At 62.3% G+C, this 21076-nt stretch carries 20 protein-coding genes and 1 tRNA gene; 13 read left to right on the forward strand and 8 right to left on the reverse strand.

What is annotated here, in order from left to right; all coding sequences use genetic code 11:
- Positions 1-67: 67 nt before the first annotated feature.
- Both lipA and lipB read right to left on the reverse strand, forming a co-directional pair.
- Entirely contained in the window at positions 68-1129 is a 1062-nt protein-coding gene (gene lipA / locus FXY94_RS07975; protein ID WP_016664518.1) for a lipoyl synthase, read from the reverse strand.
- Positions 1130-1225: 96 nt separating this feature from the next.
- Entirely contained in the window at positions 1226-1915 is a 690-nt protein-coding gene (gene lipB, locus FXY94_RS07980; protein ID WP_040386960.1) for a lipoyl(octanoyl) transferase LipB, read from the reverse strand.
- Positions 1916-2045: 130 nt separating this feature from the next.
- Here lipB and FXY94_RS07985 point away from each other — a divergent pair, with 130 nt between their 5' ends.
- On the forward strand, positions 2046-3272 hold the full coding sequence (locus FXY94_RS07985) for a hypothetical protein (protein ID WP_051120650.1): 1227 nt from the start codon (positions 2046-2048) through the stop codon (positions 3270-3272).
- A gap of 58 nt (positions 3273-3330) precedes the next feature.
- Here FXY94_RS07985 and sucB read toward each other — a convergent pair whose 3' ends face one another.
- The 3 genes from sucB to FXY94_RS08000 all read right to left on the reverse strand — a co-directional run bounded on the left by sucB (position 3331) and on the right by FXY94_RS08000 (position 8120).
- A complete protein-coding gene (gene sucB, locus FXY94_RS07990; RefSeq protein ID WP_016664521.1) occupies positions 3331-4989 on the reverse strand; it encodes a 2-oxoglutarate dehydrogenase, E2 component, dihydrolipoamide succinyltransferase in 1659 nt (552 codons plus the stop codon).
- Between the two features lie 18 nt (positions 4990-5007).
- Positions 5008-6417: a dihydrolipoyl dehydrogenase gene (lpdA, locus tag FXY94_RS07995; RefSeq protein ID WP_016664522.1), complete on the reverse strand. Its 1410-nt coding sequence runs from the start codon at positions 6415-6417 to the stop codon at positions 5008-5010.
- A gap of 233 nt (positions 6418-6650) precedes the next feature.
- On the reverse strand, positions 6651-8120 hold the full coding sequence (locus tag FXY94_RS08000) for a leucyl aminopeptidase (protein ID WP_016664523.1): 1470 nt from the start codon (positions 8118-8120) through the stop codon (positions 6651-6653).
- A 47-nt stretch (positions 8121-8167) separates the two neighbouring features.
- On the opposite strand from FXY94_RS08000, the gene FXY94_RS08005 reads away from it, so the two are divergent.
- The 8 genes from FXY94_RS08005 (at position 8168) to FXY94_RS08040 (ending at position 16441) form a co-directional block, all read left to right on the forward strand.
- On the forward strand, positions 8168-8515 hold the full coding sequence (locus FXY94_RS08005) for a hypothetical protein (RefSeq protein WP_016664524.1): 348 nt from the start codon (positions 8168-8170) through the stop codon (positions 8513-8515).
- On the forward strand, positions 8512-8955 hold the full coding sequence (locus FXY94_RS08010; protein WP_016664525.1) for a hypothetical protein: 444 nt from the start codon (positions 8512-8514) through the stop codon (positions 8953-8955). The genes FXY94_RS08005 and FXY94_RS08010 overlap by 4 nt, the downstream gene beginning before the upstream one ends.
- Positions 8956-8959: 4 nt before the next feature.
- A complete protein-coding gene (locus tag FXY94_RS08015; protein ID WP_016664526.1) occupies positions 8960-10348 on the forward strand; it encodes a replication-associated recombination protein A in 1389 nt (462 codons plus the stop codon).
- 140 nt (positions 10349-10488) lie between these two features.
- Entirely contained in the window at positions 10489-11112 is a 624-nt protein-coding gene (rpsD, locus tag FXY94_RS08020; RefSeq protein WP_016664527.1) for a 30S ribosomal protein S4, read from the forward strand.
- A gap of 138 nt (positions 11113-11250) precedes the next feature.
- Complete coding sequence (gene alaS, locus FXY94_RS08025; RefSeq protein WP_016664528.1) at positions 11251-13932, forward strand: alanine--tRNA ligase; 2682 nt, start codon at positions 11251-11253, stop codon at positions 13930-13932.
- Positions 13932-14411: a Holliday junction resolvase RuvX gene (gene ruvX / locus FXY94_RS08030; RefSeq protein ID WP_232049697.1), complete on the forward strand. Its 480-nt coding sequence runs from the start codon at positions 13932-13934 to the stop codon at positions 14409-14411. Before alaS ends, ruvX begins: the two co-directional genes overlap by 1 nt.
- Positions 14412-14420: 9 nt before the next feature.
- On the forward strand, positions 14421-15569 hold the full coding sequence (gene mltG, locus FXY94_RS08035) for an endolytic transglycosylase MltG (RefSeq protein WP_016664530.1): 1149 nt from the start codon (positions 14421-14423) through the stop codon (positions 15567-15569).
- A 23-nt stretch (positions 15570-15592) separates the two neighbouring features.
- Complete coding sequence (locus tag FXY94_RS08040; RefSeq protein WP_016664531.1) at positions 15593-16441, forward strand: shikimate dehydrogenase family protein; 849 nt, start codon at positions 15593-15595, stop codon at positions 16439-16441.
- On the opposite strand, the gene FXY94_RS08045 is transcribed toward FXY94_RS08040, so the two are convergent.
- Positions 16438-16902 (reverse strand): tRNA (cytidine(34)-2'-O)-methyltransferase, encoded by a 465-nt coding sequence (locus FXY94_RS08045; RefSeq protein ID WP_016664532.1) that lies wholly within the window; start codon positions 16900-16902, stop codon positions 16438-16440. The genes FXY94_RS08040 and FXY94_RS08045 overlap by 4 nt on opposite strands.
- 154 nt (positions 16903-17056) lie before the next feature.
- Here FXY94_RS08045 and FXY94_RS08050 point away from each other — a divergent pair.
- A tRNA-Leu gene (locus tag FXY94_RS08050) sits at positions 17057-17142 on the forward strand.
- Between the two features lie 632 nt (positions 17143-17774).
- Positions 17775-18599, forward strand: a complete 825-nt coding sequence (locus FXY94_RS08055; RefSeq protein WP_016664533.1) for a hypothetical protein — start codon at positions 17775-17777, stop codon at positions 18597-18599.
- 169 nt (positions 18600-18768) lie between these two features.
- Here the strand turns inward: FXY94_RS08055 and FXY94_RS08060 are convergent, their stop codons facing one another.
- Both FXY94_RS08060 and FXY94_RS08065 read right to left on the reverse strand, forming a co-directional pair.
- Positions 18769-19272, reverse strand: coding sequence for a prepilin peptidase (locus tag FXY94_RS08060; protein WP_016664534.1), 504 nt, complete (start codon positions 19270-19272; stop codon positions 18769-18771).
- A gap of 63 nt (positions 19273-19335) precedes the next feature.
- Positions 19336-19623: a DUF5703 family protein gene (locus FXY94_RS08065; RefSeq protein WP_016664535.1), complete on the reverse strand. Its 288-nt coding sequence runs from the start codon at positions 19621-19623 to the stop codon at positions 19336-19338.
- Between the two features lie 112 nt (positions 19624-19735).
- Here FXY94_RS08065 and FXY94_RS08070 point away from each other — a divergent pair, with 112 nt between their 5' ends.
- Both FXY94_RS08070 and FXY94_RS08075 read left to right on the forward strand, forming a co-directional pair.
- Complete coding sequence (locus FXY94_RS08070) at positions 19736-20029, forward strand: hypothetical protein (RefSeq protein WP_016664536.1); 294 nt, start codon at positions 19736-19738, stop codon at positions 20027-20029.
- A gap of 147 nt (positions 20030-20176) precedes the next feature.
- On the forward strand, positions 20177-21049 hold the full coding sequence (locus tag FXY94_RS08075) for an undecaprenyl-diphosphate phosphatase (protein WP_016664537.1): 873 nt from the start codon (positions 20177-20179) through the stop codon (positions 21047-21049).
- The last annotated feature ends 27 nt before the right edge of the window (positions 21050-21076 follow it).

Here is a 21076-nt window from a genome sequence, read left to right on the forward strand (position 1 = left end):
TAATCCTTGTCCTTAACGCGATGCGAGTGATCCGAAGACCACCCCTAAGCATAGCGGGGTTGAGTACCTAGGCGTTCGCCGCAGCCTTGCGCGCAGCGCGCTCCCTGTCACGCTTTTCACGCGCCGCCTGACGCTCCACGACGCTCGTCGCTTCCTGAAGGGCAGGCGCCGAGGAATTGAGGTGAGAAAGTTCCTCGGGGATCTCCCGCCCCAGCTTCTCCATGGCTTGTGCCCACAGGCGGCCGGCGCGATACGACGAGCGCACCATGGGCCCGGCCATGATGCCCGCGAAGCCCATCTCGTAACCGGCCTCGGATAGCTCGAGGAATTCCTGAGGCTTGACCCAGCGGTCGATCGGATGATGAAGCTTGGACGGTCGCAGGTACTGAGTGAGGGTGAGGATATCGCAGCCATGATCGCGAAGGTCCTGCATCGCGGCAAGAATCTCCGCGGTGTCTTCACCCATGCCGAGGATGAGGTTCGACTTGGTGATCATGCCGTTGTCTTTTGCATCGGCGATCACGCCGAGGCTGCGCTCGTAGCGGAAGGCGGGGCGAATCTTTTTGAAGATTCGCGGCACGGTCTCGAGGTTGTGGCCGAACACTTCTGGCTTCGAGTCGTACACCTGTTGCATCGCGCTCGAGTTGCCTTTGATGTCGTCGATGAGCAGCTCGACCCCGGTGCCGGGGCTGATCGCGTGGATCTGGCGGCACGTCTCGGCAAAGAGGCCTGCGGCGCCATCTTCGAGGTCATCGCGTGCCACGCCGGTCACGGTTGCATACTTCAGCCCCATCTCCTTGATGGACGTCGCCACCTTAAACGGCTCGGCGGGGTCGATAGCCTGCGGCTTGCCGCTTGCGATATCGCAAAAATCGCACCGACGCGTGCACGTATCGCCACCGATGAGGAACGTCGCCTCGCGATCCTCCCAACACTCGAAGATGTTGGGGCATCCAGCCTCCTCGCACACCGTGTGCAAACCGCGCGAGTGCACGCGCTTTTTCATGTCGGTGTACTCGGGGCCCATGTTCGCCGTGGTTTTGATCCAGTTGGGCTTGCGTTCGATCGGGGTTTCCGCGTTGCGGGCCTCGACCCTGAGCAGGCGGCGTCCTTGAGGTTCAACTGCCACGTCACACTCTCCTTGCGAATAGGGGTCTCAAGATTCTAGTGGGCATCACTGCCCAGGCCGCACAGCATTGGTGTGATCTCCACGGCCCAGTGGTGTTTAGTTAAGGCCGCGTTCGGCCTCGAGCTCTCTCATGACGTCTTCGACATCGGCAAGAACATCTCGGGGACGCACCGCGCGGCCGCTTTCGACGGAAAGCGATGTCACGCCCGCGTCGTCGATGCCGCAGGGAATAACATTCATCGCCCATGAAAGATCGTTTTCACAGTTCAATGCGAAGCCGTGCATGGTGCAGCGCTTAGCGACCCGCAAACCGATCGCACAGACCTTGCGGTCCATTCCAAGCTCATCGAGCACCCAGACACCGCTACGACCCTCCACGGGCGCGGTTGCAACTCCGGCGCGAGTGCAGACCTCCATGATGGCTTGCTCGATGCCACGCACGAAGCCCACCACATCGATAGGGGCGGGAAGCTTCACGATGGGGTAGCCCACAAGTTGGCCCGGGCCGTGCCAGGTAATCTTTCCGCCTCGATCGACATCGACGACGGGGGCGCCATCGCGTGGACGTTCGATATCGAGGGTGCGGCGACCCGCGGTGTACACGGGTTGGTGTTCGAGGAGGAGAAGCGTGTTGGGGCGCTCGCCCGCAATCACTTCGGCATGAATTTTCTTTTGGACATCCCACGCTGCGTTGTAGTCAACGGGGCCCGGGGGAAGATCAAACTCTTCGTGAGCGGATTCGATCCCGGAATCTTCTGAAAACGCGAGGTGGATGATGTCAAGCACCACCCCATGCTAGTTCGCCAAGGGCCTGCACAAAAGTTTCCTATGAGCGATCGAACGAGTGCCGGCACCGACTTATCCACAATTTCGGATATCCACTGAAAAGGTACCGGAATGGGGCTCGAATAGAGACATGAGCCTTTACCCTTCGCGTCTCAGCGCCATCGTCAGTAACGGTCTGCGTCCCGTGCGCCTCATCCGCAGCGAGGAAGGCCGGCAGGTGTGGCACGCCCGCGATCACAGGGGCCGACGGTTGACGCTCGTCCGTGCCCGCTCAATTCGCGCGCTCAAGAAGGTGCGACAAGAAATCGCGCTGCTTCGCGCGTTGGGCGCCCGCAACACCCCAGCCGTGCCAGCTCTTAAATGGCGCGGTGCCGCGGCCTATGCCATAGCGGAAGGACCGAGCGCTCTCGCCCCGCCGCGAGGCAAACGCGCCGAGCGCGGCTCGATTGCCGGTGCGGGCGCAGGCGAAGCGCAGGCAGCGTCGGATCTCACCGCGCTTTTGTCCACCCTTCACTCGCAGAATCTGGCCTTGGGTCTCCAGGGCGTCCGGGGACTTGAACTTTCGCCAAACGGGCGCGTCGTTGTCACGGATTTTTCACGCGTGACGGACCTTACGCCTGTGAGCAAACGACATGATGAGCAGTGGCGCGAGAGGCTCACAAGCGGAGGTGGAACCTACCGATACGCCCATCGTCGGGCCGGGGGCGTGACCGAAGCTACCTCCTCAAACCCACAAGAGCGGGCTACTTTGCCATCGCGTTCCGAGGCCGCGCGTGCGGATCGCGCTACAAGGGTCGCGCCGCGCTCTCGACACCAAGACGGGCATTCGCGGCGAAGCGGCCGGAACTTTCGACGGCTGTCCTTCGGGCTCGGAGCGATCGCCGTTGTTGCATGCGCCTTACTTGTAGGGGCTACCGCGCCGGCGACGGCGCCCCAATCTTCGGCAACGGCGGCCTCACAACACGCGGTAATGGAGGATCCCGCTAGCGTCATCACGGCTCTCTCCGCCGCGCGCCACCGCTACCTCGTGGGTGCGACGAGCGAAAACACCTCTGCCGCTCCCGGAAGCGAGGCGGAAGCGGACGATGAGAAACTTCGCGCAGCCATCGCACACGCACACGTCGATGGTGGAGACATTCGCATCCTCAACGCCCGGATACTTGAGTGTCGCGATAACAGCGCCCGTGTGCGTGTTCGTGTGATCGACTCGGGCGCCCGCATCATGGGTGCAGGGGAGTCTCGCGAACTGTCCGAAAGCGAGCCCTATGAGCTGGACGTGCAGCTTGAGCGTGTGCGCGGTGCATGGCGTATTTCCTCGACAGTGCCCGTGAGCGACGGCCAGTGGCGCTTTACGTGAAAGCCCGGGCCATACTTTCTTGCGAAAGTATGGCCCGGGCACATTCAGCGTGTCAGGCTTAGAGGCCGAGGTCTCCCTCGAACGCGCCGTCCTCAAGCCGCTTCTTCATCGTCGAGAGGAATCGAGCAGCGTCGCCGCCATCCACGAGGCGGTGATCGTAGCTGAGGAACAGGTACATCATCGAGCGGATCCCGATCGTCTCGTTACCGTCCGCATCCTTCACGACAGCCGGGCGCTTCACGATCGTGCCGCAGCCGAGAATACCCACCTGCGGGTTCGGAACGATCGGCGTGTCGAACAGAGCGCCGCCCGAACCGGTGTTGGTGATCGTGAACGTCGCACCCTGCAGGTCGTCCGGCGTGAGCTTGTTGCCCTTCGCCTTCGCACCGAGCTCGCCGATCTGGCGAGCGAGGCCGGCGAGGTTGAGATCCCCGGCGTTCTTGATCACCGGCACGACGAGTCCGCGTTCGGTGTCCGCGGCCATGCCGATGTTCTCGACGCCGTGGTACTTGATCATGTCGCCCGCGATCTCCGCGTTGAGCTTCGGGTGCGCCTTGAGGGCCTCGACAGCCGCCTGCATGATGAACGGGAGGAACGTGAGCTTCGCACCCTCACGCGCGAGGAAGTCGTTCTTTGCGCGAGCACGCAGGGCAGCGATGCGCGTCATGTCGACCTCGACGGCGGTCGTGAGCTGTGCCTGAGTCTGGAGCGACTCCACCATGCGCGACGCCACAATCTTGCGCAGGCGGCTCATCTTCTCCTCGGTTCCGCGAAGCGGGGAAACCTCGACCTTGGGCGCTTCCTTCTTCGAGGGGGCCGCGGCGGCAGCCGGCGCGGGAGCCTCGGCCTTTGCCTTCGCGTCGATCGCATCCTGCACATCCTGCTTGCGGATGCGGCCACCGATCCCCGAGCCCTTCACCGAAGCGAGATCGATGCCGTTGTCGGCAGCGAGCTTACGCACGATCGGCGTGACATACGCCTGGGAGTTGTTGCTGGAGGAAACCGTCTGCGAGGCGCTCGCCGCTGGGGCGCTGCTCTCTTCGGCCTTGGGGGCTGGCGCATCGCTCGAAGCCGCAGGGGCGGCCGGAGCCGGGGAAGCGTCGGACGGTGCACCCGAACCGATCACGGCAATCGCCGCGCCGACCTCTGCCTCCTCATCTTCCTGCACGAGGATCTTCTGGAGCGTGCCGGCAATGGGGGAGGGCACCTCGGTGTCGATCTTGTCGGTGGACACCTCAAGGAGTGGCTCATCGGCTTCAACCTCGTCGCCCACTTCCTTGAGCCAGCGCACCACGGTGCCCGAATCAACGGACTCACCGAGTGCGGGCATCGTGACTTCCTGCCCGTCGGCCGCACCCGCGGCTTTCGCTGCTTCAGCAGGGCGCTCGCTCTCGCCGGCGGGAGTCTCCTCAGCGGTCGACGGAGCCACCGTCTGGTCCGAGGCGAGGTTGTCGCCATCGCTAGGCGCTTCAGCACCGGAGCCATCGCCCACAACGGCGAGATCAGCGCCGACTTCCGCATCCTCATCTTCGTTCACGAGGATCTTCTCGAGGACACCCGCAACGGGTGAGGGAACCTCGGTGTCGACCTTGTCGGTGGACACCTCAAGGAGGGGCTCATCGACGGCGATCTCCTCGCCGACTTCCTTGAGCCAGCGGACAACGGTGCCCTCGGTGACGGATTCACCGAGCGCGGGCATCTTAACGATTTCAGACATGTTCGTTTCTCCTCGTGATCAGGCGTGGGCGTGAAGCGGCTTGCCAGCGAGAGCGAGTGCGGCCTCGCCCATCGCCTCGTTCTGAGTGGGGTGGGCGTGGATGAGCGAAGCAACATCCTCGGGCTCCGCCTCCCAGTTGACGATGAGCTGCGCTTCGCCGATCTGCTCGGACAAGCGCGCGCCGATCATATGGACACCGACAATCGGGCCGTCCTTTTCGCGCACGAGCTTGATGAAGCCCTGCGTACCGAGAATCTGCGACTTACCATTGCCGCCGAGGTTGTAGTCGTATGTCGCGACATTATCCTCGCCGAACTTCTCCTTGGCCTGCTTCTCGGTGAGACCGACGGAACCGATGTTCGGCTCACAGTAGGTCACGCGCGGGATACCGGATTCGTCGATCGGCTGGGGATTGAGGCCAGCGATCTGCTCGGCCACGAAAATGCCCTGCTGGAAGCCGCGGTGAGCGAGCTGAAGACCAGGCACGATGTCGCCGACGGCGTAGATGCCGGGAACGTTCGTTTCAAGGGTCTCTTTGTTCGCGAGCACGAAGCCTCGGTCCATCTCGATCCCCTGCTCTTCGTAGCCGAGGCCCTTCGTCTGCGGGCCGCGGCCCACGGCGACGAGAAGGTAGTCACCCTCGTAGGTCTTGCCGTTGGCGAGCGTGACCTTGACGCCGGTCTCAGTCTGTTCGGCCTTTTCGAAGAAGACGCCGAGCGAATACGCGATCTTGCGCTTCTTGAAGGCGCGCTCGAGGTTCTTCGAGATGGCCTCGTCTTCGTTTGCAACGAGGTGCGGCAGGCCCTCGATGATCGTGACCGATTCAGCGCCGAGCGACTTCCATACCGACGCGAACTCGACGCCGATCACGCCGCCGCCGAGGATGATGGGGTTCTTCGGGACCTCGGGGAGCTGAAGCGCAACCTCGGAGTCGATGATGCGGCCACCGAGCTCGAGTCCCGGGAGTGTCTTCGAGAAGGAGCCGGAGGCGAGGATGATGTTGTCACCGGTGAGGGTCTGCTTTGAGCCGTCCTCGGCTTCAACTTCGATCGTGTTCGGGCCAGTGAGGCGACCGAAACCGTTCACGAGGGTCGCGCCGGAGGCGCCCACGAGGCCCTGAAGGCCCTTGTAGAGGCGGCCGATGACCTTGTTCTTGAAGTCGAGCATCTTTTCGGTGTTGACCGCGGAGGCAGTCATCTCGATGCCCACGGCCTTAGCTTCGGCCGGCGTATCGGCGATCTCGCCTACGTGAAGCAGGGCCTTGGTGGGCACGCAACCGCGGTGCAGGCACGTGCCGCCGAGCTTGTCTTTTTCGACGAGGGCGACGCTCTTTCCAAGCTGGGTGGCGCGCAGCGCGGCCGCGTAGCCGCCGCTGCCACCTCCCAGAATCACGATGTCGAACTTCTGGTCTGTGGAGGTATCCGCCACGTTCAGCTCCCTAACTGTTGAGGATTGGGGGCATGTCGCCGAAAGTCCCGGCCTCGAACGCTAAGCCAGCCGGTGCGGCATGCACGCCCATTATCGTAAGACACGCCCCTGGATGTCGCCGTGGGTCGGCCGTGAGCGGGGCCAGAGTGTGGGAAAGCCCCCAACTTCGCCCGCGGCTGCGGGGCAAAAGCGGGGGCTTTCCGACGATTGCTGCGCGTGAATCGCGCAACGTTTTACTTGGCGGCTTCGCGCTCAATAACCTCAACGAGAGTGCGCATGCTCATGCCGGTTCCGCCCACATTCGAGTACCCAAATGCTTTCTGGGTGAAGGCAGGCCCGGCAATGTCGACGTGCGCCCACTTGGTCTCGCCGACGAACTCCTTGAGGAAGATGCCCGCGCTGAGGGCGCCACCGGGGCGCTCGCCGATGTTGCTGAGGTCGGCAACACGGCCGTTGAGGCCTTCGCGCAGCTCTTCGGGGAACGGGAGCGGCCACATGGGTTCGCCAACCGCCTTCGATGCTTCCCATACCTCGTCGCGAGCATCGTCGGTGCCCATGACGCCGGCGGTGCGGTTGCCAAGCGCGACGATGGCGGCACCCGTAAGCGTCGCAACGTCGATGAGGAGATCCGGTTCGAGAGCGGCGGCGTCCACGAGGGCGTCTGCCATGACCATGCGGCCCTCGGCGTCGGTGTTGAGTACTTCGACGGTCTTGCCGTTACGCATCGTGACGACGTCGCCGGGGCGCTGCGCTCCGCCACCGGGGAGGTTCTCGGCGAGCGCGAGGAACGTCGTGACGTTGACGTTGAGTTCGAGCGCGGCTGCGGTGACGGTCGCGGCCAGAACGGTTGCGGCACCGCCCATGTCCATCGTCATCTCATCCATGCCGGCGCCGGGCTTGAGGGAAATGCCGCCCGAATCGAACGTGATGCCCTTGCCGACAAAGGCGACGTGGCGCTTGGCGCGCTTGGGTGCGTACGAGAGCTTCACAAGACGTGGTGGGCGAGTCGAACCCTGGCCCACGCCCACGATGCCGCCGTAGCCGCCGTCGGCGAGTGCCTTCTCGTCGAGGACCTCGATCGTCACGGGGAGCTTCTTCGTGAGCTCCTTTGCCCGCTTCGCGAAAGACTCGGGGTACAGAAGATTCGGCGGGGTGTTGACCAGGTCGCGAACGAGGTGAACGCCTTGGGCAATCTTTTCAGCGCGATTCGCCGCGCCTTCGAGGGCCTTGAGTTCCTTCTTATCGGCGACGGCGAGAACGATCTCCTCAACGGGCTTTTGGTCGTCCTTGAGGTCACTCTTGTATTCGCCGTAGGCGTAGGCGCCGAGAGCTGCACCTTCGAGAGCCGCAGCGATGTGTGCCTCGGAGGCGGCCGGGAAGGCAAGGGCGATGCTTGTGTGGCCGGTGAGGGTTCGCGAAGCGGAACCAAAGGCGTAGCGGATGTCTTCGCACGTGACATCTTCAAGTGCCTCGGCGCCGAGGCCAACGCCGACGATTGCGTGAGCGCGGTAGGCAGCGGGGGCCGGGATCGTCGTGAGCGCTCCCTTGGCGCCACTGGCCTTGACGGCAGTGAAGGATTCTTCGAGCGATGAAAGCCCAACCGGGCTTGCCGGTGCATCCTTTGCGCTCTTAAGGAGGGGGACCACGAGGACGTCCGTCGTGATCGAGTCAACGTTGCTGATGCTCAGAGTTATATGTGCCATGTGCTTATCGTAGGGGAGTCACTCGAGTTTGAGGTGGGAGTGGGCAAATGCTGATCGCCCTGTACGTTGTTGCGGCTCTCGTAGCCGTTCTCGGCGCGGTCTATGTCATCAAGGATCTTGCAGCAGACCTGTTGCTCATGGGGGCTTCGCTCGCCCTAGCGCTCGTGTGGCTTATCGGAGCTCTTGCGTGGCTCCTCGCTCCGGTGAGCCCTGGCGATGCCGTGATCTTTTGGGGCTATGTTGCCACCGCAATCGCACTGCCGATCGCGGGCGTGTACATCTCGTTCCTCGAACGTACCAAGTGGGGCTCGTTCGCCATTGCCGCCATCGCGCTCACATGCGTCTTCCTCGCCTACCGGCTACCCCAGATCTGGCCCGCGGGGTTCGCGAAATGACGCCCGCCGGTTCCACGAAGTCGTCGATGACGCAGGAGAATCCACGCGGCTTCCGCATGGCCCTGTTCGTGGTTTACGGCGTGTTTGCCGTATCGGCGACGGCGCGCGCACTCGTGCAGTCGATTCGCGATTTTTCCGAGGCACCGCTCGCCTTTTCCCTCAGCATTGTTGCTGCGCTTACGTACGTCGCGATCGCGGTCTTGCTGATTCGGAAGGCTCCCCACTGGCGAGCGATCCTCATTCTCGTCGGCGTCGAACTCGTCGGCGTTGTCGGCGTGGGCGCTTTGAGTTTCGCCCAGCCCGAATGGTTCCCGAAGGCGACGGTCTGGTCGCACTTCGGCGAGGGGTATGGGTATGTTCCCCTCGTGTTGCCCCTTGTCGCGGGGATCTCGATCATCGTTGCTCGGCGGCGCGAATCTCGCGCGCCCTCGCTACGCTAGACGTGTGGACGACGATCTTTTTTCTCTCAAGCCAGGCGTGGAGGCCCCGAAGACTCTCGCGGACCGCAACGTCGATCACCGTGCGCCGCTAGCAGCCCGTATGCGGCCGCGTTCGCTCGAGGAGATCGTCGGTCAAAAGAACGCTCTTGCCGACGGCTCACCCCTGTTTCGTCTCGTGGGAGAGGACGATTCGCATACGGCCCCGAGCTCAATCATCTTGTGGGGCCCACCCGGAACGGGCAAAACGACGATCGCTTACGCCGTCGCGCGAGAGGGCGATCGCGAGTTCGTCGAGGTTTCAGCCGTGCTTGCGGGAGTCAAAGATATCCGTGCCGTCGTTGATGCGGCGCGCTCGCGCCTGCGCACGACTGGTCGCGAAACGATTCTCTTCGTCGATGAGGTGCATCGGTTTAATAAGTCGCAGCAAGATGCGCTCTTGCCGTCGGTTGAGAACCGGTGGGTGACCCTGATCGCCGCGACGACCGAGAACCCCTATTTTTCAATCATCACCCCGCTGATCTCGCGCTCGATTGTGCTCACCCTCGATTCGCTCGGTGGCGAGGAGATTGATGCACTGCTGACGAGAGCGCTCGCCGAGGAGCGGGGGCTCGGCGGTTCGGTCGAACTTGAGAGTGATGCCCGCGAGGCGCTCGTGCGTCTCAGCGGAGGCGATGCCCGCAAGGCCCTCACAGCGCTCGAGGCTGCTGCTGCTTCAGCACTGAAGACCCCAGAGAAGCGGATCACGGGCGACATCCTCGCCCACGCGATCAACCGTTCGATGTTGACCTACGATCGCGAGGGCGATCAGCACTACGACGTCATCAGCGCGTTCATTAAGTCGATGCGGGGAAGCGATCCGGATGCGGCCCTGCACTATCTGGCCCGCATGATTGAGTCGGGCGAAGACCCGCGGTTCATCGCGCGGCGAATCGTGATCGCAGCGAGTGAGGAGGTCGGCATGGCCGACCCGACCGCGCTTCAAGTTGCCGTGGCCGCAATGCAGGCAGTCCAAATGATTGGGATGCCCGAGGGGCGGATCCCGCTCGCCCAAGCGGTCGTGCACATCGCAACGGCCCCAAAGTCCAATGCGAGTTACGCGGGAATCAATCGAGCGATCGCCGATGTGCGCGAAGGAAAAGGGCGTTCGGTTCCCGCACATCTTCGCGATGGGCATTACAAGGGCGCCGAAAAGCTTGGCCACGGCGTTGGCTACGTGTACGCGCACGACGAGCCGCGGGGAGTGGCACGTCAGCAATACGCCCCCGACGACCTCGTCGGCGTTAACTATTACGAACCAACGGATCGCGGTTTTGAAGCGCGCGTGAAGAGCTCACTTGCGATTTTGCGTTCGCTCACGCGCGGCGCGGGTGGGGTGCAGGGGTCCGACGGTTGACGCGCGGTGAGCGATCCCACAGAGGCTTGTGTCTCCCAAGCCTCTGAAACGCTTGAGGCTCGGCACTCGGCACGGTAAAGTTTTGCGCTGAATCCGCGGCTGCCAAATGGATTCATCGCATCGAAATTGAGGTAACTTACGTGACCAGTGTCACCAAAGCACGTCGTACCGCACGCCTTTCGCGTGCGCTCGGTCTTGCGCTTACCCCGAAGGCCGTCAAGTACTTCGAGAAGCGCCCCTACCCGCCGGGCCAGCACGGTCGTGGTCGCCGTTCGAACTCGGACTACGCGGTTCGTCTGACCGAGAAGCAGCGCCTTCGCGCTCAGTACCAGCTTCGTGAGAAGCAGCTCCACCGCGCCTACTTCGAGGCCAAGAAGCTCCCGGGTCTGACCGGTGAGTCGATGATCGAGCTTCTCGAAACTCGTCTCGACGCCCTTGTTCTTCGCGCGGGCTTCGCTCGCACGATCCTTCAGGCTCGTCAGTTCGTCTCGCACCGCCACATCCTCGTGGACGGCGAGATCGTGAACATCCCCTCGTACCGTGTGAAGCCAGGCCAGACCATCCAGGTCAAGCCGAAGTCGCAGACTCTCGAGGCTTTCGCGGACGCCGCTGAGGGTTCGAACTCCGACGTTCAGGCGTCGGTTCCTTCGTACCTCTCGGTGCAGCTCGAGGAACTCAAGGCTCAGCTCGTTGCTCGCCCGAAGCGCTCCGAGGTCCCCGTGACCTGCGACGTCGCGCTCGTCGTCGAGTACTACGCTCGCTGATTTCTTTATGGAGGAGGCCTCACGGCCTTCACTTCATGCGGCTCCGACCAGTACGAGAACGTACACTTGGTCGGGGCCGCTTTTCGTTAAAGGCCCAGCCCAGTCCACGCCCGTGAGGGCTTAGGGAAGGAAGAACCCATGCAGACAGCCGAGGTTTCACGCCGGTGGCTCGAATTCTTCAAGAACAAGGACCACGAGATTGTCCCGAGCGACTCGCTCGTCTCCTCTGATCCTTCGATCCTTTTCACGGTTGCCGGCATGGTGCCGTTCATTCCCTACATTGTTGGCACCGATACGGCTCCGTGGCCACGTGCGGCGAGCGTCCAAAAGTGCATCCGAACGAACGACATCGACAATGTCGGCAAGACCACGCGTCACGGCACGTTCTTCCAGATGGCCGGCAACTTCAGCTTTGGGGATTACTTCAAGGAAGGCGCGATCGACTTCGCGTGGGAGCTTCTCACGACGAGTGTGGGTGAAGGCGGGTACGGACTGGAGGGCGATCGGCTGTGGATCACCCTGTGGGAGAACGATCAGGAAGCCTACGACCACCTCACGCGCGTGATCGGCATCGATTCTCGCCACATTGTGCGCCTTCCGAAGGAAGAAAACTTCTGGTCGACCGGCCAGCCTGGTCCGGCCGGCCCATGTGCTGAATGGCATTACGATCGTGGCCCCGAGTTCGGCCCCGAGGCCGAAGGAGGCAGCGTCGACCCGGGCGGCGATCGCTACCTCGAGATCTGGAACCTTGTCTTTGACCAGTACATGCGAGGCGAGGGCAGCGGGAAGGATTACCCGCTGATCGGTGAACTCGACCGCAAGGCGATCGATACCGGTCTCGGCGTTGAGCGTCTCGCCTATCTTTTGCAGGGCAAGAACAACATGTATGAGACCGATCAGGTCTTCCCCGTCATCGCGCGCGCGGAGGAGTTGACGGGGCTTCGGTACGGGACGGGCGACGAGCAATCGGATGTGCGCATGCGCGTCGTTGCCGACCACGTTCGCAGCGCCATGATGCTTGCGTCGGATGGCGTGCGCCCAGGTAATGAGGGGCGCGGTTACGTGATGCGCCGACTTATTCGACGCGCGGTGCGCTCGATGCGTCTACTTGGGTTTGATAAGCAGGCGCTGCCGGAGCTGCTGCCAGTCTCGAAGAACGCCATGGTGGCGTCGTATCCCGTTCTCGAGGAGAAGTTCGCGAAGATCGAAGAGGTTCTGTACACGGAAGAGGATGCCTTCCGTCGCACGCTCTCCAACGGCACGCAGATTTTCGAGGGTATGAGCGCGAACCTCAAGAAGAGCGGATCGGATCTGCTCGCGGGGGATGATGCCTTCACGCTCCACGACACGTACGGCTTCCCGATCGACCTCACCCTGGAAATGGCTGCAGAGGCAGGTCTGCGCGTTGATGAGGCTGGCTTCCGGGCAGCGATGCAGGAGCAGCGAGAGCGCGCCCGCGCCGATGCCCAGGCCAAGAAGGCAGGGCATACCGATACAGCACTGTTCAATGACATCGTGAACACCAACGGCCTCACACGCTTCGTGGGGTACACGGACGACACGGTCTCGACGACAGTCGGCTCGATCCTTGTCAACGGCGCCCTCGCAGAAACCGTCAGTGCCCCCGCCGACGTGGAAATCGTCCTTGCAGACACGCCGTTCTATGCAGAGATGGGCGGTCAGCTCGCCGACCAGGGCACGATCAGTCTTGCCGGCGGCGGCATCATCGAGGTTGACGACGTCCAGGCGCCCGTCAAGGGGCTTTCTGTCCACCGTGGTCGCCTCATCGAAGGGGCTGCCCGTACCGGCGAGTCTGCGATCGCACGCATTGACACAGAGCGTCGCGGCGCCATTGCCCGTGCCCATACGGCAACGCACATGGTGCACCAGGCGCTGCGCGAAGAACTTGGCGAAGGCGCGACCCAGGCCGGTTCCGAGAATTCGCCGGGCCGCATGCGCTTTGATTTCCGCTACGGCCAGGCCGTTCCGCAGAGCTCCCTCGCGCAGGTCGAGGGCAAGGTCAACCAGATGCTGCAGCAGAACCTCGAGGTGACAGACGCGCAGATGCCGATCGACGAGGCGAAAGCGCTCGGCGCTCAGGCATTGTTCGGTGAGAAATACGGCGACATCGTGCGCGTCGTGTCGATCGGTGGCGACTGGTCGCGCGAGCTGTGCGGCGGCACGCACGTGCCCGTCACCGGCAGCCTCGGCTCAGTCCAGCTCGTTTCGGAGGCTTCGATCGGTTCGGGCGTCCGTCGCGTTGACGCGCTCGTTGGCGAAAGTGCCTATAAGTTCCATTCGAAAGAGCACGCACTTGTCTCGCAGCTCGCGGAGATTTTGAAAGTGTCTACGGACGACATTCCGGGGCGTGTGCAGGCGCTTACGAAGCGTGTGAAGGAGATGGAGAAAAATCTTCAGCAGATGCGAGGTCAGCAGCTGCAGGCCGAGGCAGGCAAGCTCGTGGAGTCCGCCGCTCCCGTCGGCGGCGTGCGCGTGATCGCCCATGACGCTGGCGAGGGAGTGGCAGCGGGGGACTTGCGTACTCTCGCGACAGATTTGAGGGCGCGCCTTGGAGAATCAGAGCCCAGCGTGGTGGCACTCGCAGGGGAGTCCGATTCTCGCGCAGCGCTCGTTGTCGCCACCAATGCCGCGGCGCGCGAGGCTGGCATCAAGGCCGGGGCGCTCTTGCGCGACGCTGCCGCAGCGATGAACGGTCGAGGGGGCGGCAAGGACGACCTCGCTCAGGGCGGTGGCGGCGAGCCGTCGCTCGTGCCCGTTGCGCTAGAGACGATTACCGCAGCCCTTCGCGCCCGCGTATGATGCCTCGGCGATTTGTGCGGATCGGCGTCGACGTGGGCGATGCCCGCGTCGGTGTCGCCCGCAGTGACGCCGACGGCCTCCTCGCGACGCCAGTCGACACGTTCCCGCGCGAGGAAGCCGCACCAAAGCTCCAGGCTCTCATCGCCGAACTTGGCGCCGAGCGACTGTATGTCGGCAAGCCTCGCTTGCTGAGCGGCGAATGCGGCACGGCAGTTGAGAAAGCTCAAGCGTTCATCGCCGAACTCGCGGAACTCGAACCGATTGAGTCGGAACCCGAGTACGACGTGTACCTTGTAGACGAACGCATGAGCACCGTGAGTGCTCACCGTGCACTGAGCGATTCGGGGCGCCGACATCGCACACACCGACCGGTGATAGACCAGGTCGCTGCAGTCATGATTCTTCAGACTGCTCTTGATTTCGAACGCGCGCGTGGAGCTGCGGCTGGAGAGCCGTGGAGCCACAGCGATCCCCAGTAAGGAGTATTCGTGCCAGATTCTTCCCTTGAGGACCTGCTGGGTTCGTCGGGTCATCATGAGACTCGATCGGGGCGTGGAAAGCGTCGGAGCCCGAAGCCGAGCCTGTTGAAGCGGTTCTTGCCCGCTGTGCTGGTGCTGGTCGTCCTCGGAGCGCTCGTGGGCGGCGGATACTTCGGCTACTCCTGGATTTCCACCAACGTGGATGTGTCAAGCTCAGCGAAAGACTACGAGGGCGAGGGATCCGGCGAGGTCGAGATTGTCGTGAAGGATGGCGACAGTGGCTCGGACATCGCGGCAACTCTCGTCGACGCTGGCGTGATCAAAACGAAGGGCCCGTTCGTCAACGCCTTTGCGGCGAGCCAGGATGCCCCGAACATTACGCCCGGCACCTACAAGCTGCGTAAACAGATGAGCGGAGCATCAGCGCTAAGCCTGCTGCTCGATCCTTCGAGCCGCGTGGGGATTCGCGTGACTATCCCTGAGGGACAGACCACTCGAAAGATGTACGAACGGTTGAGCAAGGCAACGGGCATCCCCGTCAAAGAGTTTGAAAAGGCCGGAGCTGATTATGAGGCACGCGGCGTGCCGAAGAACCCAGCGAAGTCAATCGAAGGGTACCTGTGGCCCGGTACCTACGATTTTCACGAAGACGATTCAGCCGCCGATATTCTCGACACGATGGTCTCCCGTATGACCACGAGGCTCAAGAAGAAGGGGATTCCCGAGGACAAGTGGCACGAGACCCTCACGATTGCCTCGATCGTGGAGAAGGAAGCACGCAATCCCGAGGACTACGGGAAGGTCGTGCGGACGATCGACAATCGTCTTGCCGGCGTTGGCGAGGCGGGCGGTAAGCCCATGAATCTCCAACTGGATTCGACGGTCGCCTATTTCAGCAAGAGCGAAACGATCTCCACGACACCGGAGCAGCGGGCGACTGACTCGCCTTACAACACGTACAAGCACCCTGGGCTTCCCATCGGCCCTATCTCCAATCCCGGCGATGCCACCCTCGATGCCGTGAAGAATCCGCCAGAAGGGCCCTGGCTCTACTGGGTGACCGTCAATACGGATACCGGGGAGACGAAGTTCGCGGCCACTAAGGCAGAGCACGACAAGAATGTGGCGCAGTGGCGCGAATGGGCGAAGAAAAAGTAAGCGGTCATCGACTGAGGTTTGCCGTGATCGGGGATCCGATCGCGCACTCGCGCTCGCCCGAACTGCATGAGGCGGCCTATCGCGCGCTCGGGATCGAGCACGCGAGCTACGAGCGGGTTCACGTGCCACGCGGAGAATTTGCGCGTTTCGCACGCAACATACTCCCGCTCTACGACGGCGTGAGCGTGACGATGCCTCACAAGGCTCATGCACACGAGCTCGCCGTGGCTCACGGTACCCACTCTGAGCTCCAGATCGCGAATACTCTGCTCCCGATCGGCTCGGGCCGCAAGCGACGATACGTCGCCTTCAACACCGACGTCGCGGGAATTCAGGGAGCGCTCGATTCTGCGGGAATCGCGGGGATCGAAAGTGCGACGCTTCTTGGATCAGGTGCGACTGCCCTTTCACTGGCCGTGGCCCTTCATGAGGCAGGGTGCACGCGTTTTACCCTGCTCGCGCGCTCACGCCAGAAACTCACGTCCCTCGAATCACTTCTCAAGAGCCGGGGCGTTCACGTGCGCGTGGGGGACTGGGATCATCCCGCACGAAGCTTCGATACTGACATCGTCGCGAGCGCGCTCGCACTCGAGGGGGCTAAAACAATTGCCAACCGCGTCCTTGCCCACCTGGACGAGGTAGCGCGAGTGCCGTCGGCCTTTTTCGATGCGCTGTACTTCCCGGACCCCACCCCGCTCGCGCGAGTTCGCACGGCTTTCGCCGACCGCATGGATTGCGCGACCGCCCCGGCATTCGCGACCGGCGCCCACATGCTCGCGCATCAGGCCGCCCGGCAAGTCGAACTCATGTGCGGAGTTGAGGCCGCTCCCGCCGAAGGGATGTACGAAGCAGTATTCGGAGTCGGGATCTAGAGTGCTCCGGAGTAGCCAAGCTGACGCCACGCCTCATATACGGCGATCGAAGCGGAATTAGCGAGGTTCAGCGAGCGGCGCCCCTCGAGCATAGGAATACGGACGCACTTCGTGATGCGGGGGTGCTGCAGTACCGACTCGGGAAGACCTGTGTCCTCCCTCCCAAAGAGGAGAACATCGCTTTCGCGGTAGGTGATGTCGTGGAAATGCGCATCTGTATGTCCCGTGAATGCGAATACCCGTGAATCCGGGAGGGCGGCGAGGGCATCGTCGAAGCTCTCGTGAACTGTCATGACCGCGAGATCGTGGTAGTCGAGGCCCGCGCGGCGCAAATGCGCGTCGTCAAAGTTGAAGCCGAGCGGCTTAATAAGGTGAAGCGGCGCCCCCGTCACGGCGGAGAGCCTGATGGCGTTGCCGGTGTTACCGGGGATGAGAGGTTCAAAAAACATGATGTGGGGCATAGGTTCGAGTCTCTCACGTCGCTCATTCTTACCCGAACCTCCGTCGGCGCGTGATTCCGTTCACGAATCCGCAAAAAACGAGCTCTGAATTTCCTCCGACGTGCGCACGGTGGTAATCTCATTGAGTCGCAAACGAAGAAGCGACAAAAACCCGGTCCGGGTGGCGGAATAGGTAGACGCGCTAGCTTGAGGTGCTAGTGCCCGCTTAAGGGCGTGGGGGTTCAAGTCCCCCCTCGGACACCGTGGAGAAACCCTCCGTGCGCAATCGCAGCACGGAGGGTTTTCTGTTGCGTGTAATCACCCCCTGCAGCGCGCGCGTTCGGGAGCTTTGCATCCGCGAACGTTTACCGAAAGTTATTTCTTGTTCAAGCGGAAGTCTTGTTGCCGTTTGTCCGCTCTGCTTTGATTGTGATGGGCGTCTCGCGGGGGCGGAGAGACGAGTTCCAACCATGCGGAGCGGGCATGCGCTAACGCACCTGCGGTGCGAAGGCAAGGCGGGGGCCTTCCTTCTCCACTTACGCTGCGGCATGAATGACGACCGGTTGGAACCGCGGGCGAAGCCGTGCATAGCGATATGAATGGAGCTTCGCCCGCCCCGCCCGCACCACCGCTCAGTTCATGCTTCCAAAGCGCGCCGCGCATCGATTAGAGCGCGCAAGTTCCGTTTTAATCACACTGTTGTGGAAGATGGACCTTAGTCCCACAACTGGCGCGACAGCGTTATGGTAACGTCGTTTCACCCGGCTACGGCCTTACGCCCCGTAACGAGCCGCAGGTCGTGCACTAGTGGTCTGCAAATCGTGCGGCGCGCACACGAGCCTGGTTATCCGGCCCCAACCGGGTCCGGTCCTTTCCCTAGCTAGGAGAAAACAATGAAAGCTATTGTCCGCATGAGCGCAGTCGCTGCGACCGCCGCCCTCACCTTCGGCTTCGGTGCCGCTGCAAACGCGGAAACCGTCGATTGCAACGACCTCACGGCTGAGCAGAAGGCTGACCTCGAATACGCTGCAATGGGCATCATCAGCGTGCCCGCAGACCTCCAGAAGTGCGTTGGTCAGTGGGATACCCCGACCGGCGAAGAGGCCGCTGCTGCTGAGAACGACTACAGCGATGCCGCTGAGAAGGAATACAACAAGAACACTCAGCCTGAGTGGGATACCCCGACCGGTGACGAGGGCGCTGCCGCTGAGAACGACTACCTCGACGCCGCAGAGAAGGAATACAACAAGAACACTCAGCCTGAGTGGGACACTCCGACTCGCGACGAGGCTGCCCAGGCAGAAAACGACTACCTCGACGCCGCTGAGAAGGAATACAACAAGAAGAACGAGATGCCGGAGTGGGACACTCCGACTCGCGACGAGGCTGCTCAGGCAGAAAACGACTACCTCGATGCTGCCGAGAAGGAATACAACCGCCTCAACGAGCAGAACAACGCCGAAATGCCCTCTGGTAACAACGGGGAAGAGAAGGTGACCGACGGGGAAGCGGGCACCTCCGAAGCCTCGGAAGGTGACAACGACGGCGCCTCGGAAGAAGCCGATGGCGCCACGGACAAGCAGGAAGAGAAGGCCGCTGCTTCGAACAGTGGTTCTGGTCTTGCCCGCACCGGTGCTTCGGTGGGCATCCTCGCTGCACTCGGTGCCGCTGCGACCGCAGTTGGCGGTGGCGTGAGCTACCTCCGCAAGCGCGCCTGATCTCTATCGCGGAGTTTCATTCGCTTCTCTTGAAAGGGGCGCCCCTCTCGGGGCGTCCCTTTTCGTTCACTCGCACGCGAGTTGAGTATTGTGACCGGGGTCCGGTTCGTGCCGGAGTATCCGAAGGTGAGGGCAGCGGCCAGCCTTGGCTTCCTTAGATCAAGCGGCGTTAAAAAAGACCGAGGAGCGCGAGCCCAAGGCCTCCGTAGGGAGCGCTCAGAATGATCGGGCCGAATGCGAAACGGGCCTTGGTGCTTCTCGTTCTGACAAGCACCCAGAACGCTGCAAGTGCCCCCGCGCCGCATATCCACGCTAAAGCTCCCAGAAGGACCGGTATGCCGCCGAGTCCCGCGAGTACAACGGTGGCCGGGGTGACTTTCGCATCGCCCATTCCGATACTCCCGGGGGACAGGAGCGCAAAGACAAAAACCAACGCACCAACAACGACGGCGATGGCACATGCACCAAGCACGCGCTTTTCGACCGTGGGAATCATGAGGGCAGTCACCGCTGCCGTACAGGCCACCGCACCGGTGATCGCGAGTGTGAGTTTGTTGGGTAAGCGATGCTCGCGGATGTCGATGTACGACAGGGGAATCGCAAACGTGAGGTGCGTTAAAGCCACGATTGCAAAGAGTGCCGTTGTGTCGGCCGAGTCGAAAATACTGATCACGCTTCTCAGTTCACCACATGACAGCTGGCATCGCCGCCTGGACACCAATTCTGTGGACAACCATTACGGTGCGGTGACACGCATGATGCGTCGGCGCAGCCACACCTTTTTCCCGCCGCCGATGAACTTCTGCGTCCGGGCAAGTTCCCAGCGCCCGTACTCGGCCTCGTCCGTGAGGGCCTCGCGGGCCTGACCAATCGACGTCCCCTTAGGGATCGTGAGCACCTGAAACTCGTAGTCGCGCGCCGAGCGTCCCTTCGCCACCGGAGCCTGAAGCAGGCTGGAGGGGGTGGAGACCTTCCACTGAGGAGGAAGGATCGATGTGCGTGATCGGTCCGGAATGTTTGTCATGAGCGCTCCTTTCCTCGAGCGAGTCTGCCACCTTGCGTGCCGCACAAAAAATTGCCGCCAAATTCCGGGCATTCCGCTACCTTTTGCGGGGGTTTCGCGGTATTTTCGTTGCATGAACACGAAAGATCCTCGCGCCGCACTGACCGCACTGATCGCCGCCCTTGAGCGCCACTTCGATGTCATCGCCGCCACGAATGGCGAGGATGAAGACCAGCTCGACGTTGCCACCGAACGTCTCTCGCTCGCCTTTGAGAATTACGACGACGCACTTTTCGATGCGTACAACGTCGCGACCCCATTCATTATCTTTGACGACGATGAGGACGACTACGACGAGGACGACGATTTCGACGACTTCGACGATCTCGATCTCGACGATGACGACGACTATGACGATGAGGACTGAGCGTCCGGCGGCGATCCCGTAATCGATCACACACTACGCGGTGCCTTCCAGGCGGGGAGGTGCCGCGTAGTGTCGCATTGTGGCAAAATCGCCCGGCGTGCCGCGCATGGATCTGATGCCCACGCAACCTGATAAGGAGTCGTTGAGTTGAGTTTCCTCGATGCGGTGATCCTGGGCATTGTCCAGGCGCTCACCGAATTTCTTCCCGTGTCATCGAGCGCTCACGTGCGCGTCGTTGGTGAACTTCTGAACCCAGGGCAGGATCCCGGGGCGGCATTTACGGCAATCATGCAGCTTGGAACTGAGCTCGCCGTCCTCATCTACTTTTTCAAGGACATCGTCCACATCATCGCGCAGTGGGCGAAGTCGCTCGTAGGTAAGGTTCCGCATTCGGATCCGGATGCCCGCATGGGGTGGTTTGTCATCCTCGGATCGATTCCAATCGGAGTTCTCGGGCTCTTGTTCGAGAAGCAGATCGACCACGCGCTTCGTAATCTGTACATCACGGCAGCGATGCTGATCCTCTTCGCGGTGTTTCTCGCGTATGCAGATGCACGCGGTGCGCAGGAGAAGAATCTGGAGGACTTGAGCCTCAAAGACGCGATCCTCTACGGCCTCGCGCAGGCTCTCGCCCTCATCCCTGGCGTGAGCCGCTCCGGTGGCACGATCACGATGGGCCTCATCCTGGGTTACAGCCGCAAAGCCGCGGCGCGTTACGCATTCCTGCTCGCGATTCCGGCGGTGTTCGCGTCTGGCCTGTACAAGGCGTACAAGGAGGTGCCGGCCCTCTTGAGCCCCGAGGGGCGTGCCGCCGCTATGGCAGCGGGGGAGCCAAGCCTTTCGGCGATCATCGTCGCCACGCTCGTGGCGTTCGTGCTCGGCTATGCGGTGATCGTGTGGTTCATGCGCCTCATCGAGAATCACTCGTACTCGGTGTTTGTGTGGTACCGCCTCATCGCAGGTACGGTTCTTCTTCTCCTGCTCGTGTTCGGGGTGGTGTCCCCGCTCGGGGGCGCGTAAAGCTTCCAGAACCGACGTAAGACGGCG

The organism is Dermabacter jinjuensis, assembly GCF_902381725.1.
GTDB lineage: Bacteria > Actinomycetota > Actinomycetes > Actinomycetales > Dermabacteraceae > Dermabacter > Dermabacter hominis.

Bases quoted from the DNA above. Each gene is read 5' to 3' on its own strand.
- FXY94_RS08065 (WP_016664535.1), bottom strand. From the start codon at position 19,623: ATGACAAACATTCCGGACCGATCACGCACATCGATCCTTCCTCCTCAG.
- sucB (WP_016664521.1), bottom strand. From the start codon at position 4,989: ATGTCTGAAATCGTTAAGATGCCCGCGCTCGGTGAATCCGTCACCGAG.
- FXY94_RS07985 (WP_051120650.1), top strand. From the start codon at position 2,046: ATGAGCCTTTACCCTTCGCGTCTCAGCGCCATCGTCAGTAACGGTCTG.
- FXY94_RS08055 (WP_016664533.1), top strand. From the start codon at position 17,775: ATGAAAGCTATTGTCCGCATGAGCGCAGTCGCTGCGACCGCCGCCCTC.
- FXY94_RS08070 (WP_016664536.1), top strand. From the start codon at position 19,736: ATGAACACGAAAGATCCTCGCGCCGCACTGACCGCACTGATCGCCGCC.
- FXY94_RS08000 (WP_016664523.1), bottom strand. From the start codon at position 8,120: ATGGCACATATAACTCTGAGCATCAGCAACGTTGACTCGATCACGACG.
- alaS (WP_016664528.1), top strand. From the start codon at position 11,251: ATGCAGACAGCCGAGGTTTCACGCCGGTGGCTCGAATTCTTCAAGAAC.
- FXY94_RS08045 (WP_016664532.1), bottom strand. From the start codon at position 16,902: ATGCCCCACATCATGTTTTTTGAACCTCTCATCCCCGGTAACACCGGC.
- FXY94_RS08005 (WP_016664524.1), top strand. From the start codon at position 8,168: ATGCTGATCGCCCTGTACGTTGTTGCGGCTCTCGTAGCCGTTCTCGGC.
- ruvX (WP_232049697.1), top strand. From the start codon at position 13,932: ATGCCTCGGCGATTTGTGCGGATCGGCGTCGACGTGGGCGATGCCCGC.
- FXY94_RS08010 (WP_016664525.1), top strand. From the start codon at position 8,512: ATGACGCCCGCCGGTTCCACGAAGTCGTCGATGACGCAGGAGAATCCA.